Annotated in this window: 14 protein-coding genes; 9 read left to right on the top strand and 5 right to left on the bottom strand. The window is 43.8% G+C overall.

What is annotated here, in order from left to right; translation table 11 throughout:
* Positions 1 to 1,438: 1,438 nt before the first annotated feature.
* On the bottom strand, positions 1,439 to 2,434 hold the full coding sequence (locus EO98_RS05735) for a radical SAM protein (protein WP_048139842.1): 996 nt from the start codon (positions 2,432 to 2,434) through the stop codon (positions 1,439 to 1,441).
* 266 nt (positions 2,435 to 2,700) lie between these two features.
* Here EO98_RS05735 and EO98_RS05730 point away from each other — a divergent pair, with 266 nt between their 5' ends.
* From EO98_RS05730 to asd, 5 genes are all read left to right on the top strand, one after another.
* Entirely contained in the window at positions 2,701 to 3,201 is a 501-nt protein-coding gene (locus EO98_RS05730) for a hypothetical protein (RefSeq protein WP_235283566.1), read from the top strand.
* A gap of 1,125 nt (positions 3,202 to 4,326) precedes the next feature.
* The gene (locus EO98_RS05725; RefSeq protein ID WP_048139844.1) at positions 4,327 to 5,382 is read left to right on the top strand and encodes a GTP-binding protein; all 1,056 of its coding nucleotides are present in this window, start codon (positions 4,327 to 4,329) and stop codon (positions 5,380 to 5,382) included.
* A gap of 213 nt (positions 5,383 to 5,595) precedes the next feature.
* Complete coding sequence (locus EO98_RS05720; RefSeq protein WP_048132686.1) at positions 5,596 to 5,904, top strand: hypothetical protein; 309 nt, start codon at positions 5,596 to 5,598, stop codon at positions 5,902 to 5,904.
* A gap of 289 nt (positions 5,905 to 6,193) precedes the next feature.
* Positions 6,194 to 6,376, top strand: a complete 183-nt coding sequence (locus EO98_RS05715; RefSeq protein ID WP_048132683.1) for a 4Fe-4S binding protein — start codon at positions 6,194 to 6,196, stop codon at positions 6,374 to 6,376.
* A gap of 90 nt (positions 6,377 to 6,466) precedes the next feature.
* Entirely contained in the window at positions 6,467 to 7,495 is a 1,029-nt protein-coding gene (gene asd / locus EO98_RS05710) for an aspartate-semialdehyde dehydrogenase (RefSeq protein ID WP_048139846.1), read from the top strand.
* Positions 7,496 to 7,657: 162 nt separating this feature from the next.
* Here the strand turns inward: asd and larC are convergent, their stop codons facing one another.
* Both larC and larB read right to left on the bottom strand, forming a co-directional pair.
* Entirely contained in the window at positions 7,658 to 8,848 is a 1,191-nt protein-coding gene (gene larC / locus EO98_RS05705; protein ID WP_048139849.1) for a nickel pincer cofactor biosynthesis protein LarC, read from the bottom strand.
* Positions 8,849 to 8,887: 39 nt separating this feature from the next.
* Complete coding sequence (gene larB, locus EO98_RS05700) at positions 8,888 to 9,709, bottom strand: nickel pincer cofactor biosynthesis protein LarB (RefSeq protein WP_048139851.1); 822 nt, start codon at positions 9,707 to 9,709, stop codon at positions 8,888 to 8,890.
* A 189-nt stretch (positions 9,710 to 9,898) separates the two neighbouring features.
* Between larB and pyrH the strand changes: the two genes are divergently transcribed.
* The 4 genes from pyrH to EO98_RS05680 all read left to right on the top strand — a co-directional run bounded on the left by pyrH (position 9,899) and on the right by EO98_RS05680 (position 13,883).
* Complete coding sequence (gene pyrH / locus EO98_RS05695; protein WP_048139854.1) at positions 9,899 to 10,600, top strand: UMP kinase; 702 nt, start codon at positions 9,899 to 9,901, stop codon at positions 10,598 to 10,600.
* 170 nt (positions 10,601 to 10,770) lie between these two features.
* Positions 10,771 to 11,973 (top strand): hypothetical protein, encoded by a 1,203-nt coding sequence (locus EO98_RS05690; protein ID WP_048139856.1) that lies wholly within the window; start codon positions 10,771 to 10,773, stop codon positions 11,971 to 11,973.
* Positions 11,974 to 11,998: 25 nt separating this feature from the next.
* Positions 11,999 to 13,114 (top strand): ABC transporter permease, encoded by a 1,116-nt coding sequence (locus EO98_RS05685; RefSeq protein ID WP_048139858.1) that lies wholly within the window; start codon positions 11,999 to 12,001, stop codon positions 13,112 to 13,114.
* Positions 13,107 to 13,883, top strand: coding sequence for an ABC transporter ATP-binding protein (locus EO98_RS05680; RefSeq protein ID WP_342764029.1), 777 nt, complete (start codon positions 13,107 to 13,109; stop codon positions 13,881 to 13,883). Before EO98_RS05685 ends, EO98_RS05680 begins: the two co-directional genes overlap by 8 nt.
* 81 nt (positions 13,884 to 13,964) lie before the next feature.
* Here EO98_RS05680 and EO98_RS05675 read toward each other — a convergent pair whose 3' ends face one another.
* Both EO98_RS05675 and EO98_RS05670 read right to left on the bottom strand, forming a co-directional pair.
* Positions 13,965 to 14,888, bottom strand: coding sequence for a ribose 1,5-bisphosphate isomerase (locus EO98_RS05675; RefSeq protein ID WP_048140061.1), 924 nt, complete (start codon positions 14,886 to 14,888; stop codon positions 13,965 to 13,967).
* A gap of 103 nt (positions 14,889 to 14,991) precedes the next feature.
* Positions 14,992 to 15,780 carry a winged helix-turn-helix domain-containing protein gene (locus EO98_RS05670; RefSeq protein WP_048139860.1) on the bottom strand — a complete coding sequence of 263 codons (789 nt, stop codon included), beginning with the start codon at positions 15,778 to 15,780 and terminating at the stop codon, positions 14,992 to 14,994.
* Positions 15,781 to 16,237: the final 457 nt, after the last annotated feature.

Here is a 16,237-nt window from a genome sequence, read left to right as displayed (position 1 = left end):
TTTATATATACAGGAGCGGGAAATTTACCTTTCAGGAAATTTCTCGTGATTTCTTCCAGTAGAAATTAAGTATGAGCTATTTTTCAGGAAAAAATTATCCTTCAGATACATAACAAACAAAAATGAAGAACTGACGTCAAGACTTCAACTAAGCTTTAAATGACAGATACCACTTAGTTGAAAAACTCATTCGGAATTACAAAAGTTATAGAAAAATAAGGCTCTTCACTATTTCGGGGGGTAATTTATAGTTACTTCCTAAATGTGAGTACAACACAGATACTATTTGAAAACATTAAGTGTGGAAAAACCACATGCAAGATCAATGTTTCTCTTCTAGGCAGAGTCACTTTTCAACTGAAACATTATTTTCAACCCATACAAAATAACGAAGAGCCAAAAATATATATCTTTCCCCCACATTAAAAAATAGTGTGACCAGTGTTGCGAGCCCAGTTACTACAATGACTACTCAAACAGTACCTAAAGAGTTACTCATTGTAATGTTCTTTATTTTGATAATCTTTGTTTTCTATTTATATTACAGGAAAAAGAGAAAGTGACATTGTTGACAGTTTCACTACACCCTGGATGCCAGAGACTCCCTGGAACCACATTAGAGATATGTCCAGAAACATAGTGGAGATTACTCGGGACCATATTGACCTTGTAAGAAATCTCAATCAAAATCGGTAGATGCGAGACTCCCAACAAAGGGAACTTTTTTTTAAAATGGACTTTCCATTCATTGAAAGATTGTCAGATAAGAGCCCTGTTCCTGTATAGATCAGGAAAAGAACATTCTGTTCACCCATAGATTCCAGTGGAAATAAGGGGCTTTGCAGAATTCTGCCGGAAAGAACAAAAACATGAGATTGATGGGATTGATATATCTCGAGAGAGTTAGAGAGAATAGCATCCGGATGAATTAAAGAAACAAGCAGAGGATAATGATGTTCATATAGAAAGAAGGAGGCCCGGAGAAAATAAATCGATAAAAAGGAGAGACATATACCCCTATCAGGCAACAATAATGGCATAAAACAGGGAAGTAGCTCAGGGTAAAGGCACAAAAACAAAGCAACCCCATAGAAAGGAAAAAGAAGCTCACCCCCTGAAAACAAAATCCGAAAAATAATTGAAAAATATATTGAAAACGATAAAAATAAATAGATCAGGAAGAAATACGAATCGGAAAAAAAGTTAATCTGCAGAAGGTTCCAGTGGAAACTGGGGGATCTCTATTTGGAGAAGAGTAAGAGATTGAAAAGTTCTTAAAAAATATGAAAGTCATAAGGAGTTAAAGAATCCTCAAACAGCAAAAAATTAAAAACCCGGGTCCGGGCCTCAGAGAGGATTGTTGCTCCGGACCAAAAATGCCTTCTATGAAATTATGCCTGAATCAGAAGTTGTGCCTGAATCAGAAGTTGTGCCTGAATCAGAAGTCTACGAAGGGCACAAGGTCACAACCTGTGCATTTCAGGCACATTGTCGTTGCTAGCCCGGGATCAAGCCCATACATCTTCAGGACTTCAGCCTCCATTTGCGCAAGCTTTAAAAGACGCTCAGGAGACGGACGTTCGGTAAAACAGTCTCCGGACCTGAGGGGATGAGGGTTTACCGGGCGAAGGATGGGAATTACTCCTATCTTTGCAAGGGTCTCGACTCCTTCCCGGACAGAAGCGTCGCTCTCACCAAGCCCGATTATAAAGTTGCTAAATACCCTGTTTTTTCCGAAAATTTCTACAGCTTCTTTAAGCCTGTCAAGAATGTAGTCAATGGAAAGGTCTCCACAGACTTTCTGGAAAATCTCTCTGTCCATGGTTTCAACATTGTATTTGACTTCGGCAACTCCGGCATCATAGAATTTGCGGGAACAGCCCTCTATCGGATACACCGAAACTCCTATGGGAACATTGTATTTTTTGAGGGCAGGAAGCAGTTTGAGCACACGCTCAACTTCCCCTTCGACTGAGGTTTCGACTCCTGAAGTAAGAGAGATGGCTTTAAGGGTTCCTGCCCTCATGACCTCATCCACTATGCTCAGGACTTCCTCGTCGCTCTTTACATGCCCCTGAAGTTTGGGCACAGGACAGTATTTGCAGTCAAAGATGCACCTCTCACAGAGCGTAATGAAAGCCTGCTCAGGACAATGGGCAAGGGCAGGCTCAAGTTTTCCCCTGATAAGTTCTTTTCCTTCATGTAAAAGCGCTACTGTTTCTTCATCTCCTGCTGCTTCAATGGAAAGCGGAGAGTTCTTATTTACGCTGAGCCTGACTCGCTTTTTCCCTGACCTGAAAAAGATGGAGCTGGTGCCTGCCCCTGGACCTGCAGTAGAACCTCGCGTCCTGGGAATAAGCGAAGGGTCCACAGAAACGGAACCTATTGAAATAAGAAAAGATTTTACTTCCGGCGTAATTTGTGTGCCTTGCATTTAGATGTTCCTCAAAATAACTATTTCTTCCTGTAGTTCCGGCTTTTTTCATCTTTACCAGATAGTATATAAATTCTTCTGAAAATATAATTTAAATAGTCTGGAGCCAGCTTCGAAATAAGGAAGATTCTTTTCTTTGGACATTAATTTATATATTCTGGATTGAAAAAAAGCCGCTTATTCCAGAGAAAATCGAAATCAGCATATATAAATAAAATAAATACGATTTAAAATTTGAAATTTATCGAGGAGGAATTGGAGTTTTGTTGAAGAAGTGGTTTGCAGTACTTGTAATACTCATATGTGCCATTTTTGCTGCGTCCTCAGGGTGCAGTGAAAACAACGCAGAGGACACAAATGTTCCTGAAGAGTCGGTCGAACTCAGCGACGAAGAGGATTCTGCTGAGGATGCAGGAGAAGAGGAAGTTGAAGTGGAAATGGTATCCACCGGAGATTCCAGCGACTGGTGTTCTGTAGGTTCTTCCTGGAAGTCAACAAACCCCCAGACAGGCGAAGAAGTTACAATGAAAATCACCGGGATCGAGACCGTTGATGGAGTCCCGATGTGCAAAGCCGTTTATGAGACAAACCTTGAAGATGAGGACTTCTCCAAAGTTGAATACTTATGGTCCGAAGATGAAGAAACCTTTTTCTGGACTGCTTATGACAAGTCAGGAGAAATTGTTTCCGAAATGAGTATGAAAGACGGCAAAATGAAAATTGTTGATGAAGAAGGCAATGTAATAGAATCTTCTCAGGGACAATAAAATAAGAGACCGTCAATTCTGCTGGATTTTCCAGCAATTCCGTTTTTTATTGAAATTCCGTACCTATAATTATTCATATACCTGTTCAGATCCCTGTATCATTAATTGGATCTTTCACTCCCTACGATTAACAGAGAATTTACATCTTTATCTACTGACGATCTGCATTTTAAATCGAATTTTATAATGACCTTTCCAATGCTTTTTTCGCAGGACGGTAAAATCTGTGTTCACGTCCAAACATCCGTAAACTCAGGTTCAAATATGGCATAAAATCAGATGCAAATATGATATAAAGAGAGCGTCAGATTATGATTTATACAGGGGCTTTAGCGAGATTATGATGGTTCTATAACATTAAACCTGTGGGTTAAAGTTATAATGACATAATAAGGATGTTCGGGGGAAATAACATTGTGTGTTACGTATATGTACAAAGGTGTTATATACATGGAATGCATAGTATAACTTGCGTTCTCATCCCTTCAACACCCCACACTAATACAAGATCTACTCCGCAATTAAAGGGATAAAGAAACCTAAACTAAAAACTCGCAACCCGTGAGTCCAGTACCTCAATATCTCTTCCCAAACAAAAATAAAAGCATCTCTTAAAGCCGTTCGGAACTTCCAGGTTTTAGGATGGGAACGCAGACCTATTTTCAGAAGATTTTTACAACAGAAAGTAGTTTTTGGGTGCTCTCTGGAATTATTTTTATTGTTTCCAAATTATGGCAAACATTATTTTCGTGATTTATTTTCATACCCCTGCGTGACGCCCGAACCTGTCCGCGTACAGTGAAATAAAAAAAGGGAAGGTTTTCAACCTGCATATCAAACCCGGTTATTCACTGGTTTTCATGTTGCAAGAAATATCTCTTTTAAGGGTTTCCTTTTCGTGATTGGAAAAAATGGCATATTTCCTTGATACAGGAACCCTGGCAAGCCTATCAAACGATAGCCCATCAAACCACCGATCCTGAGAAGGAAAAATTATTTCAGGTAAGGGTCCATGAAACAAATTCCCGAATAGAGGCTTTGACAATTTTATATATAGGAGTAAATATAATATATTTGTCAGCCCGACATAGAATCTTTTTTCAGGATAATAAGGACAGGAAAAACATGAAAGTCATGATCATAGGCGGTTTTCTCGGAAGCGGGAAAACAACCGCAATTCAGAAAATCAGCAGGCAGCTTAGCGATGCCGGGAAACGGACTGCGATTATCGTAAATGAAATCGGAGAAATAGGGCTTGACGGAGAAACACTCAAACGCCCAGGAATTATAACTGAAGAATTGACAAGCGGCTGCATCTGCTGCACACTCAGAATCAGTATGCAATACACGCTTCAGACTCTTGAAGAAGAATTCAGGCCCGATATTGTGATAATCGAACCAACAGGAATTGCTTTTCCCGGACAGATCAGGGAAGAAATCGAAATGATGGGACTCTCAGAACTATCCTTTGCTCCGGTTGTGACCATAGTAGACCCCGGGCGTTTCGGCACTGAGGCAAAAGAAATTCCAAGGTTTATCGAGACCCAGGTAAAGGAAGCTGAAATCCTCGGGATAAACAAGGTAGACGTAGCGCCTGCAGAAATCGTCATGGCAACAGAACAGATGCTTACCGAACTGAACCCTGAAGCCAGGATCCTGAAATTTTCGGCAAAATTAGGAGATGAACAGTTTGAAAACCTGCTCATCCATCTTGCAGTCCCCGGGATTGGGAAGCCTTCTCAGGAAAAGAAAAATTCAATTGAACTTTCGGAAGTCTCGGCTCACTCGGTTCTCTATACCCTTGAGTCCTGCAATCTTAACCCTGAAAAAGGCAAGCTCCTTATCGAAGAGAGCCTTCAAACCATAAGGGACAGAGTGAAGGAAATTAACTCTGATTTTGTAGGGCATGTTAAACTTTCCCTGAAACTCCCGGACTTCATGGTCAAGGGCAGTGTGACTTCCTCAGAAGAATCTCCGCAGGTGGAATTTATGCCCCGCAAAAATGAAAAGCTCGAACTCAAGCTGCTTTCCGCAATTACAAAGATTCCGAAGGATAAGCTCACAGGAATAGTAGAGAGCACACTTGAAGAGAAGCTGAGGGAGTCAAACACCTCTTTTGAGAGAAAGGAACAGCATCGCGGTACGCTTACGAACATAAACGGGATCAGGAAAAAGAAGTGAGCATGAGGACAAATATTGGCAAAAGCGTGAAAGAAAGTGAATACCAATAAAGATCAAAGTTTAACTGCATTTACACTCTATCAATAGAAAAAACCCTCAAAAATCTATTTCGTTATTATTTCGGATATTTTTAAAAATCCGGTTTCAATCAATAAAGAAAAATCAAATATTAGAAAAACTGAGATATTAAAGGATAAGAAGTGGAGTTTCAATATGCATGATGAAATTGACGAACTCGATGCTTATTTCTCCTCTAAGGGAGAAACTACAGAAGGCGAAGCTGTCAAGCTGGAACATATGATGATGGAAAAGGTTTCCGTAAACCCTGCAAGAAGGAAACTTCTCCGAACAGTTGGTATCTTTGGGAAACCTGAAAACCAGCTGAAGGAAGAATCAGGGTTAAACGATTTCTTCTTTAAGTTTCATATGGATTTCCTGCTCAAAGAAGGATTCCTCAAGTTTGAAGAAGGGATGTACCGCCTTACGGATTCAGGAATTGCAATGCATGATTCTGTATGTTAAAAAGCATATTTTCTCATATTCTTTCTTCTTTTATTCCTTCTTCTTTTATTCCTTCTACTTCTATTCCGTCTTCTTTTTACGGACTTTCAAAAACAGAAATTTAGGGAGCTTGAGCCTTAGCTCATTCCGATTCCTAAAAATTGCTTTTTGCTAAAAAGCGATAAGTTTTTATGTTTATCTGAGTAATGGCGTTATGACCAAATTTTTCGATATTCTATGGAAGTTTCAAAAACGTACCTATATAATTTCCAGGTACATATCGAGCAAATCAATAGGAGTGTGAAAAAATATGCCAGCATTAGTTAATGCAGATGAATGTTCAGGATGCGGAACCTGTGTCGATGAATGCCCCTCTGAAGCAATTACCCTCGATGAAGAAAAGGGACTTGCAGTAGTCGACCAGGACGAATGTGTAGAGTGCGGTGCATGTGAAGAAGCATGCCCAAACCAGGCAATCAAAGTACAAGAGTAAAAACAGGCAGCATGGAATAAATTATTTATTCCATTTTTATTTTTCCTTTTTATCAGATTATTTTTTATCTCTACGGAGGTAGCTTTTTAAATGGTAGCAGTTAAAGCGGGTATTTTAGGCGCCACAGGCGCTGTCGGGCAGAGATTTGTAGAAGCACTTGCAAACCATCCCTGGTTTGAGATTACAGCCCTTGCAGCGTCCGAAAGAAGCGCTGGCAAAACGTATAGAGAAGCGGCAGGCTGGAGGCTGGATACAGCCATGCCAGAAAGTGTCGAAAACATAGAGGTTGTTCCTGTAGACCCAAAAGCCGTTGATGCGGATGTGGTCTTTTCGGCTCTTCCTGCAGACCTCGCCCTTAAAGTGGAGCCCGAGTTTGCAAAAGCCGGGTTTGCAGTTGCAAGCAATGCATCATCCTACAGAATGGAAAAGGATATCCCTCTGGTAATTCCGGAAGTAAACCCCGAACACCTGGGACTCATCGAGGTCCAGCAGGACACAAGGGGCTGGGACGGATACATTATTACAAACCCTAACTGCTCCACAATTGTCATGACAGTTACCTTAAAGCCCCTCATGGAATTCGGGCTAGAAACCGTACAGGTAGCAACAATGCAGGCGATTTCCGGCGCAGGTTTTTCCGGAGTTTCAGCCATGGCAATCTATGACAATGTTATCCCCTATATAGGAAGCGAAGAGACGAAAATGGAGACTGAAACCTTAAAGCTCCTCGGGGAATTTAATGGATCCGAAATCGTGCCTGCAGATATGAAGGTCAGTGCTTCCTGTAACAGGGTCCCTGTAATCGATGGGCACACGGAAGCTATCTGGGCAGGCATGCGGGATAAACCCACCCCTGAAGAAGTAAGGGAAGCTTTCCTCAAATTCGACCCGAAACTTGGAGAACTCCCATCAGAGCCGCGTAAAGCCCTCATAGTTCGGGACGAAGCCGACAGGCCTCAGCCGCGCCTTGACCGCAATATGGGAAAAGGCATGAGTGTTTCTGTGGGCAGAATCAGAGAAGGAATCCGCTACATCGCGATGGGGCACAATACAATCCGCGGAGCTGCAGGTGCAAGTGTCCTTAATGCAGAACTCCTGCACTCGATAGGCAAACTCTGAAACTAAAGATAGAAATAGAAGTGAAAAGTAAAAGTCTAAGAGCTTCAGACATTTACTTTTCTACTTTACTTTTATGAAATTAGTTTTAATGTATGGAATTTTTTATTAATTACAGCAGCACAATTTGTCTGTTTTTACTTTACATCAGATCCTTTTAGAGTTTCAGGAAAAGAGTATTCTTGCAACCTCTTCTGCCCTGCGCATGACCTCGCGAACAGGAATCCCGCTGGCTTTTGCAATCTTTTTGCAATCTTCAAATTCCGCAGAGATATTGAGCAAGACACCTTCCGAGTCCCTGGCAATCTTGACTGCGGTTTCAAACTCCTGACCTTCGAACTCTATATATATACTTTCGATGTTTCGGGCAGCCATGAGCCTGTGCCGCGCAGGCATAACCCTGACTCCAAGAGATCCTGTTTCAATAATGATCTTCCGGGCGAGTTTTGCGCTGTCTTCAGGCTTTGAAATGACCTTGATAATATGGGCAGGCCTTCCTTTTTTCATGGTTGCGGGCATAATCGCAACATCCCTGGCTCCCATCGAGAGCAGTTCCTCAAAAAGGTTGCCCAGGACTTCCCCGCTTACATCGTCGGCATTGGTCTCAAGAACCTCAATTATATCCTGAATCAGGTGGATGTCAGGTTCAAGAAGCACTCCCTGGAGCACATTGGGTCCCGGAAGCTCGGCATCTCCTGCCCCATATCCAATGGCAATCGCCCTGCCCTGAGGAAAAGCCTCAACAGGCTTTGCAAAATGTGAGAGAATAGCAGCCCCCGTAGGGGTCAGCAGTTCCTTATTCACATTTCCTCCTCTGAAATAGAGTTTTCCCTTTCTGAGAATCTCAAGGGTTGCAGGAGCTGGCACAGGAAGGGTTCCGTGGGCACATTCTATTGTTCCGCTGCCCACGTTGATAGGGGTGCAGAAAACAGAGCTGCAGTTAAGAGAATGGATGGCTGCAGAAGCGCCTATGACATCGGCAAGGGCGTCGCTCTGCCCCACCTCATGAAAATGGAGTTTTTCAAGGTCAGGCTGCCCATGGACTGCGGCTTCAGCTTCGGCCATTTTCAAAAAGATATCAAGAACACTTGCTTCAACCTTACGAGGCAGTTTTGCAGCCTTTACGAGATCTACGATTTCAGGATATGTCCGGACAGGCTCGCTTTCAGGCACGTTTATGCGAACATCAAGGGCTCTTATTCCCTTTTTCATCACTTCCTTTACATCCATAGATACGGGCGCCGAAGCTTCAATCAATTCCTTTACTTCTTTTCGGTCAGCTCCGAGGTCGAGAGCACACGCCAGAATCATATCCCCTGCTGCCCCTGAAAAGGGATTAAAGACCAGTGTTTTCATAAAATTCCTCCCTGAATTCTGCTCTGAAAGTATCCACAGTTACTCTTCTTCCGGTTCTTCTTCCTGCACTTCGTCTTTGGTTTTCCCCTGTGTTCCGGCAGCGGCAGCAATCATATTGGCGATCCTGGCTGCATAAGCTCCTGCAACAAATCCCGCGTCAATATTTACCACGGCAAGGGTCGAGCAGGACTGGAGCATTGACAATAGGGCTGCTTTTCCTCCGCCGCCTGCCCCATAACCGGTGGATACGGGAAGCCCTATTACCGGCACATCGACAAGCCCTGAGACTATGGTTGGGAGGGTCCCCTCTCTTCCGGCTGCAACAACGATTGCTCCGGGGTTCCTGAGTTTGAGTTTATGGAGTTCCGGGATCAGCCTGTGGATGCCGGCAACCCCAACATCGTACACGGCAACGGTTTCACAGCCCATTTCGGAAGCAATAACCCTGGCCTCTTCTGCAGCAGGGATATCTGCCGTGCCTGCCGATATGACCCCAACGACTCCTCCGGTACTTGGGGCAGGAGTGCCATCGTGGATAACCACCGTGCGCGCCCTGCTGTTCCATTCGAGTTTCTCCGGACCAAAAGCCCTCATTAAGGCTTCCAGATGTGGGGCAGAGACACGGGTAATCAGAGCCCTTTTACTTTCTCTTGCCATTATCCTGGCAATTTCCACAACATCTTCAGGTTCCTTGCAATCGGCAAGAATAGCTTCGATTACTCCGGTCCTGCTTTTCCTGTGGGAATCAAGTTTTGCAATGTTAGAATAGGAAACAAAACCCAGACTGCAGACCTGCTGTTCTGCAGTTTCAAGGTCCATTTTCCCTTCTTTTACGGCCTTCAATATATTAGTGAGATCCATGCGCCACCCAAGTTATACCTGAAATTTTATATATTCAGGAATAAACATCTTAATGGTAAGTGCCCTATCAGTAGTTTATTGGTCTGGGAGGTCTTTAGGATTTCTCGTTATTTGGGGTTTTTGGTAATCTACGATGAAAATATCAGCGATACATTTAAAAATCCGAATTGTTAATGTGAAGAGATCATCATGCTCATAGTACTCTCATTAGGCGGTTCAATTCTCGCAAAAGACCTTGATTCGGATCGTTTTTTAAAATACGCAACAGTCCTGCGGGACATCTCAAAAAAACACACGCTGCTTGTAATAACTGGAGGCGGAGAAGCGGCACGGAACTACATAGGTGCTGCGCGGGCTATGGGGGCAGATGAAGTAACCTGCGACTACATAGGCATTGAGATCACCCGTCTGAACGCAAGACTGCTTATTGCAGCTCTCGGACCCGATGGATACCCTGAGATTCCTTTAAATTATCTTGAAGCCTCGAAGGCTATGAACTCAGGAAAAGTCGTGGTAATGGGAGGGGTAACTCCCGGCCAGACTACTGATGCTGTGGCTGCAATCCTTGCAGAATATCTGCGAGCAGACCTGCTGACAATTGCAACCTCGATTGACGGAGTTTATTCCTCAGACCCAAACTGTGACTCGAGCGCAGTAAAATATGACACAATCTCACCTGAAAAACTCATAAGCATAGTTATGGCAATCGAAATGAAGGCTGGCTCCAAATCCCCTGTAGACCCCGTAGCCGCAAAGATCATCGAACGCTGCAAGCTCGATGCCCTTGTTATGGATGCCCGGGACCCTGCCCTGCTTGGAGAAATTCTGGGTGAAGAGGCTGCCAAAAAATCTCCTATATCCTGCGGGACCTGGATTACAGTAAGAAAATAAAAAGCTTGAATCCAGGGCTTTCAAGCCCTTCTCCGGTGTATCAAACTAAAAACAGAGGATAACATCAAAACTTAAACATAGAGGTTCCTGCATATATCCATATTGCAGAGAGCCAGATAGGTTACCGAATCTGGTTCCCGGCAGCTTTTGGAAAGAAGGAGGAACCGGGCTTGAGTCTGCCGGAAAAAAAGAACTGTTTAAAAGTGAGAGAGTTTACTTTTCGCTTATTTTCTTTAATTGTATTCCTGATTTTCTTCGGTGTTCAGGCAAGTCCTGTTTCAGGGGCAATGACCGGGACAATTGCCGGAGAAGAAAGTACCCTTATCAATGATGAGTTTATTATTGATTTTTTCTCAGATCATGACCTGAGCGATGCAACGGTCAGATTTAAACAACCCCTTGAGAACGTTTCTCTTGTTTTTACCCTGAGCTCAGGAAAAGAAATTCTGAAATCGGAAACCTTCCATCTGGGCTCCGTAGATAGGGGGGAGGAGATTACAAAAGTCCTTTTCTGGGGGCTTGAAGAGGACTTTGGAAAAGATAGGGACTCCTATACAGCACAGCTTTTTGTAAAGGATGGCAGCCAGAATCTTGAATCCCGGAAGCTTTCTTTTTCTTACCGAAATCCATATCTCTCAAACCTGAAAGTTGTGGACTTCTCTGCAGACTCCGAAAAAGCTTCCGTTCTGATAACCCTTATGAGCTCCGCAAATCTCGGATTCGTGCAGGTGCCTGAACCCGGCATTGCAGACCTGGACCTTAAACTCCTTTCCGGCACGGACATCATATACTCCGAAAGCCTGGAAAACGTCCCTGTAACTGACGCATACTATAAAGCAATGAATTGGCCTTTCCTTCTCGAAAAAGACCGAAATTATACAGCTATCCTGAAGGTGCATTCCCATTCCCCTGCCCTTACTACAGCTTATACATCGGACTTCAGGGCAGAAGAAAAAGTAGAAATCCTTGATACGGATATCGATGTGGATGAATACGGAGCAAGCGTTACAGTCGTCGGAAAATCCCAGGTGCCCTTTGATGGAATTATCAGGGTTGTACTGACTCCTGAAGAAGGAGATGTGCAGGTTTTTGAAGAAACCGCAGATATCCTGACCGCAGGAAAAGAAGATACAGTAGGAATTATCTGGCAGGGAGTTCCCAGAGGGGACTATAACGTAAAGATCTATGTACTGAGTCTGGAAGGCGAAGTCATGGACAGCCATGAAACAGTCCTGCGGGTTTTTGAGCCCGTAGCCGAAATAAACCCTTCGGAGGAATCTCCGGCATTCGGTTTTCAGGCAGCGCTTGGGATTTTCCTGTGCTTTGCGGTTTTTCAGGGAAAAAACAGGAAAGGGAAAAAAGAAGGGCGCTAAGTATCAATCCATATGCGGGACCATTATGTTTGACCTGATCATCCGAAACATAACTAACAGGAAAGTCCGGAGCGCACTGACAATCTGCGGGATAGCCCTCGGGATTTTTGCAGTTATAGTTATGGGCGCCATGTCTGAGAATTTCCACCAGACTTTTGAGCGTTCCATGAGTGTAACCAGCGACAAGATCCGGGTTTTTGCGGAAAGCGGGGTCTTTGGAGGAGGGCTCACGGACGATAAGGTAAGCGACGTGCTTCGCGTAGCCGGGGTAAAAGACGCCTATGGGCTTTTGATGACCACCTTTGATGAAGACAAGATGGGAATGACAGGAAAACAAATCCTTGGCGTCCCTCCTGAAAAATCAAGCGTTGCCCTTTACCCTGTTGAGCTGAAAGCAGGCCGCTTCCTCAATCCGGGGGATTCCTACAGTGTGGTCGTCGGAAACAACATCAAAAGAGAATACGGACTTCAGACAGGCAGCAAATTTGAAATCCATGACAAATATTTCACCGTTGTCGGAATCCTTGATTATACCGGCTCGATCTTTGATAATGCCGTAATCATTCCCCTTGAGACTGCCCAGGACCTGTATAACGTGGGAGATTCGGTCTCCTATATCTTTGCCGTGCCTGACGAGAGGGTGGATGCTGAGATGCTCTCAAAACGCATCGAATTAAGCGTAAAAGGCACAAGCACCCTTTCCCCGGGAGAACTTGAAGTGCAGGCAAAGCAGTCCTTCATGATTTTCAGCGTAATCACGATCAGTTCAGGGCTCCTTGCAGCAATCATAGGCGGGCTTTGCGTGATGAATACGATGCTCATGTCCGTTGCAGAAAGGACACGGGAATTCGGGATTTTGAAAGCCATAGGCGCAGAAACGCGGGACATCCTGCTCCTGACGCTCGGAGAGGCTTCATTCATGGGCTTTTTAGGCGGAATTCTTGGAATCCTGGTTGGTGTTGGGGCTGTCTATGTCATGAACGCCTGGCTTGCAACGACAAGGATCGTCCTTTTCCTGATAACTCCGAGACTTCTTATAATTGCCATGGTTTTTGCTCTGCTGATTGGTGCTCTTTCCGGGCTTTACCCAGCTTACAGGGCTTCAAAAATGAGTCCTATGGAGGCTTTGAAGCATGCGTGAAGAAAAAACGGAGAGACTGGCATCAGCAGAAAAATCTGGAAAAAAAGAGGTCCGGAACGAAGAATCTGTGAGAGAAAAATCCGGTAACGACAAACAGAAAGTTATCATGCAGGTTGAAAACCTCTCCAAGACCTATATCCAGGGTAAAATTCCTGTCCATGCCCTTCGCTGCGCCTGTATAACCGTACGAAAAGGAGAACTCCTTGCCATAATGGGACCCTCGGGCTCAGGAAAATCAACCCTTCTTGCTCTGATCGGCACACTTGAAAAAGCCACTGACGGAAAGATCATCCTTGACGGGACAGACCTTACTTCAGTTCCGGAAAAACTGCTTCCCGGCGTAAGAAGAGAGAAAATAGGTTTTATTTTCCAGCACTACAACCTGATTCCTACACTTTCTGCCCTTGAAAATGTGGAACTTGCCATGCGCTTTTCCAGGGTGCCAAAAAAAGAGAGGGAGGAAAGAGCAAAAGCCCTTCTTGAGGACCTGGGCCTGGGAGACCGACTCGATCATAAACCTTCGGAACTGTCCGGAGGAGAGCAGCAGCGGGTTTCTATTGCAAGAGCCCTTGCGAACAGGCCTGCCCTGATTCTTGCAGATGAGCCAACCGGGGAGGTGGACAGTAAAACCCGTGATTCCATTGTCCGTACATTCAAGGAGTTGAGCAAAAAGGGGCAGACAATTCTTGTGGTTACCCACGACCCCGAAGTTGCAAAAGAGTGTTCAAGGGTGCTCAGGATCACGGACGGGACGATTAAAGATAATTAAAGGCGATAAGGAAGAGAAAAGAAGAGAAGAGAGAAAAAGGAAAGGAAAGGAAAAAAGAAGTAAAGAAAAGAATTTAATCCTTCAAATTTCGCCAGGTTCCCAGCCCAGGTGTTCTTTTATGACAGTATATGCCATCGCAGGCGGGATAATTCCAATATCAGTTACGATCATATCAATGTATTCTGCAGGGGTAAAGTCAAAAGCCGGATTTTTGACCTGTACGTGGGAGAGGTCTGCAATAATTGCAGGATCGACGACTTCGTCTGCAGCCCTTTCTTCGATTTCTATGGGGTTTCCTGCAATGGTGCTCGGGCTGAACTTGAAGGTCTCGGCAGCTACCATAAAACTCTTTCTGGCTTCATGGGCAGCAAGAGCAAGCTGAGAAGTTCCGATCTTGTTTACAAGAGCTCCGTTGGCTGCAATTGCATCCGCACCAACAATAACTTTGTCCACGTCTTTCATATAGTAACGTACGGCAGAGTCCACGATCAGGGTTGTCGGGATGCCAAAGCCATTAAGGTGCCGGATTGTCAATAAGCCCTGACGCCTTGGGCGGCTTTCGGTAGCGATTACCGAAATATCCTTTCCGTCTTCAAATGCCGTAGTGATGATGGAAAGAGCAGCATGGGAGTTGCAGTGGGTCATAATAACATCTCCATCCTGAATTCTTCTTGACCCGATTTTCCCGATTTTTCCAAGCGCGCAGTCTGCTCTTTCAATAAAAAGGTTTGCATTTGTGATGATTTCCTGTCTTGCTTCTTCTACATTCCCGGAAGAATATCTCGAAGCAAGTTTTACAGCATTCGGAAGGGAAACAGCTGTGGGGCGGGTACTGATAAGAAAACTAGAAACTTCCTGGATGCTGGCACTAAACTCCTCCATTGAAGCTGCCTCCAGCCCTGCAGCATAATCCCTGATGGCTTCAGCAGCAGCTTTTGCAATCCTGCCTGCGCCCCGGATTTCCATTGTCCGGATCTTTTCTGCGGTTTCCTTAACTTTTTCCATAATATAAAGGATAGTCAGAGCCCGATTTATAGCTATCTTCCGATTGCTTCCGACCTCGGGAGATAAAATCCCGGATTCATTCAAATTCAGATCTCAGTTAAATTCAGATCTCAGTTATTTTTTCTGATCTGTCCCTGTAATAAGCAAAAAGGTCTTCTCCCCACTGAAGGGCAAGAGGATCGAAACACAGGACATCCTGTTTATGGTCAAAAGTGCCGTCTGGAAAAGGAAGAGTTAGAGAGAGGAACCTGTCAGTAACAACATGAGAAAATTCAATTTTTTCGTCACATACATAGAAACATGCATTCTCAAAATTCAGAAATTCTCGAAATTCAGTTCGATATTCCTCTATAATTCTCTCGTAAACCGGATGGGTTACAAGAAGAGAGATATCCACTCCTTTTTTTGCGAAAGTAAGAAAAAAAGAAGGGTAAAGGGGGTGGAAAATGGAGGCAATACCGTTTATCCGTCTTGATATTGCAAGGTTTCCCACAAATTCCCTGTGAGGTTCAAAGAGGCGGGTCCTGTCAGGAGGTGCGGAGAATGTACAGTTTTCCAGATCTCCAATTCTGTTCCTTAAAGAGGGAGGTATGCAATCAATTGCATGATTTGCCCAGTAATCATAGCAATTACCAAAAACGTTTAATAAACTCACCATTGCCTGCATTCTCCCCGCTACCGCTATGCCAAGAGGAGACAGGATGTAAACATCTGCGAGCTTGAATACTAGAGAGTCGTCCTTTAGTTTTTTTAGCTGGGGGAGTACAGCTACCGCACTGGCATTCAGATATTTTTTTATAGCTTCAATAGTTTTTGGACCATCCTGCAAAAATAAAAGAATACCCTTCCTTTTGTCGGAGAGAAAAATTAATTCGAGAAGGTGGCTGTTCATGTTTTTGATATATACGCAAATACTTGATAAATATCTTTCGCATTTTTCAGCTGTATTTATTCAAAAAGTATTATCGATTAGCAGGGGACAGGGGCGTGTCTGTATAAGAAAAATTACAATCGGCGGTATGAACAGAATAGTATAAATCCAAATAAATATTATAGAGTGAGAAATCAGTAGAAATGAGGATGTAAGAAATGAATATCAAGTCAAAAGAACTTGATTTTGAGGCCATTAAATAATTTAATTGGAAGTAAATTTCAAGGTCGTTTAGGTTATATACATTTATAACATAAGGAGAAAGTTGACGATTAAGAGTTAAGGGGTTTTCTCTTGATCGTCGGGGTTGAATCACACAATTGGGAGCCAGATCAGAGGTGGCAAACGGCTCCCAATTCTAACATCAATCTTTTGGAAGAGTTTTAATCCATAAAAAAACTTTGTATTATGGTAGTAT

This window comes from Methanosarcina sp. 2.H.T.1A.6 (assembly GCF_000979455.1).
GTDB lineage: Archaea > Halobacteriota > Methanosarcinia > Methanosarcinales > Methanosarcinaceae > Methanosarcina.
The sequence above is the reverse complement of the archived record's forward strand: the minus strand, read 5'-3'. Positions and strand labels throughout refer to the sequence as shown.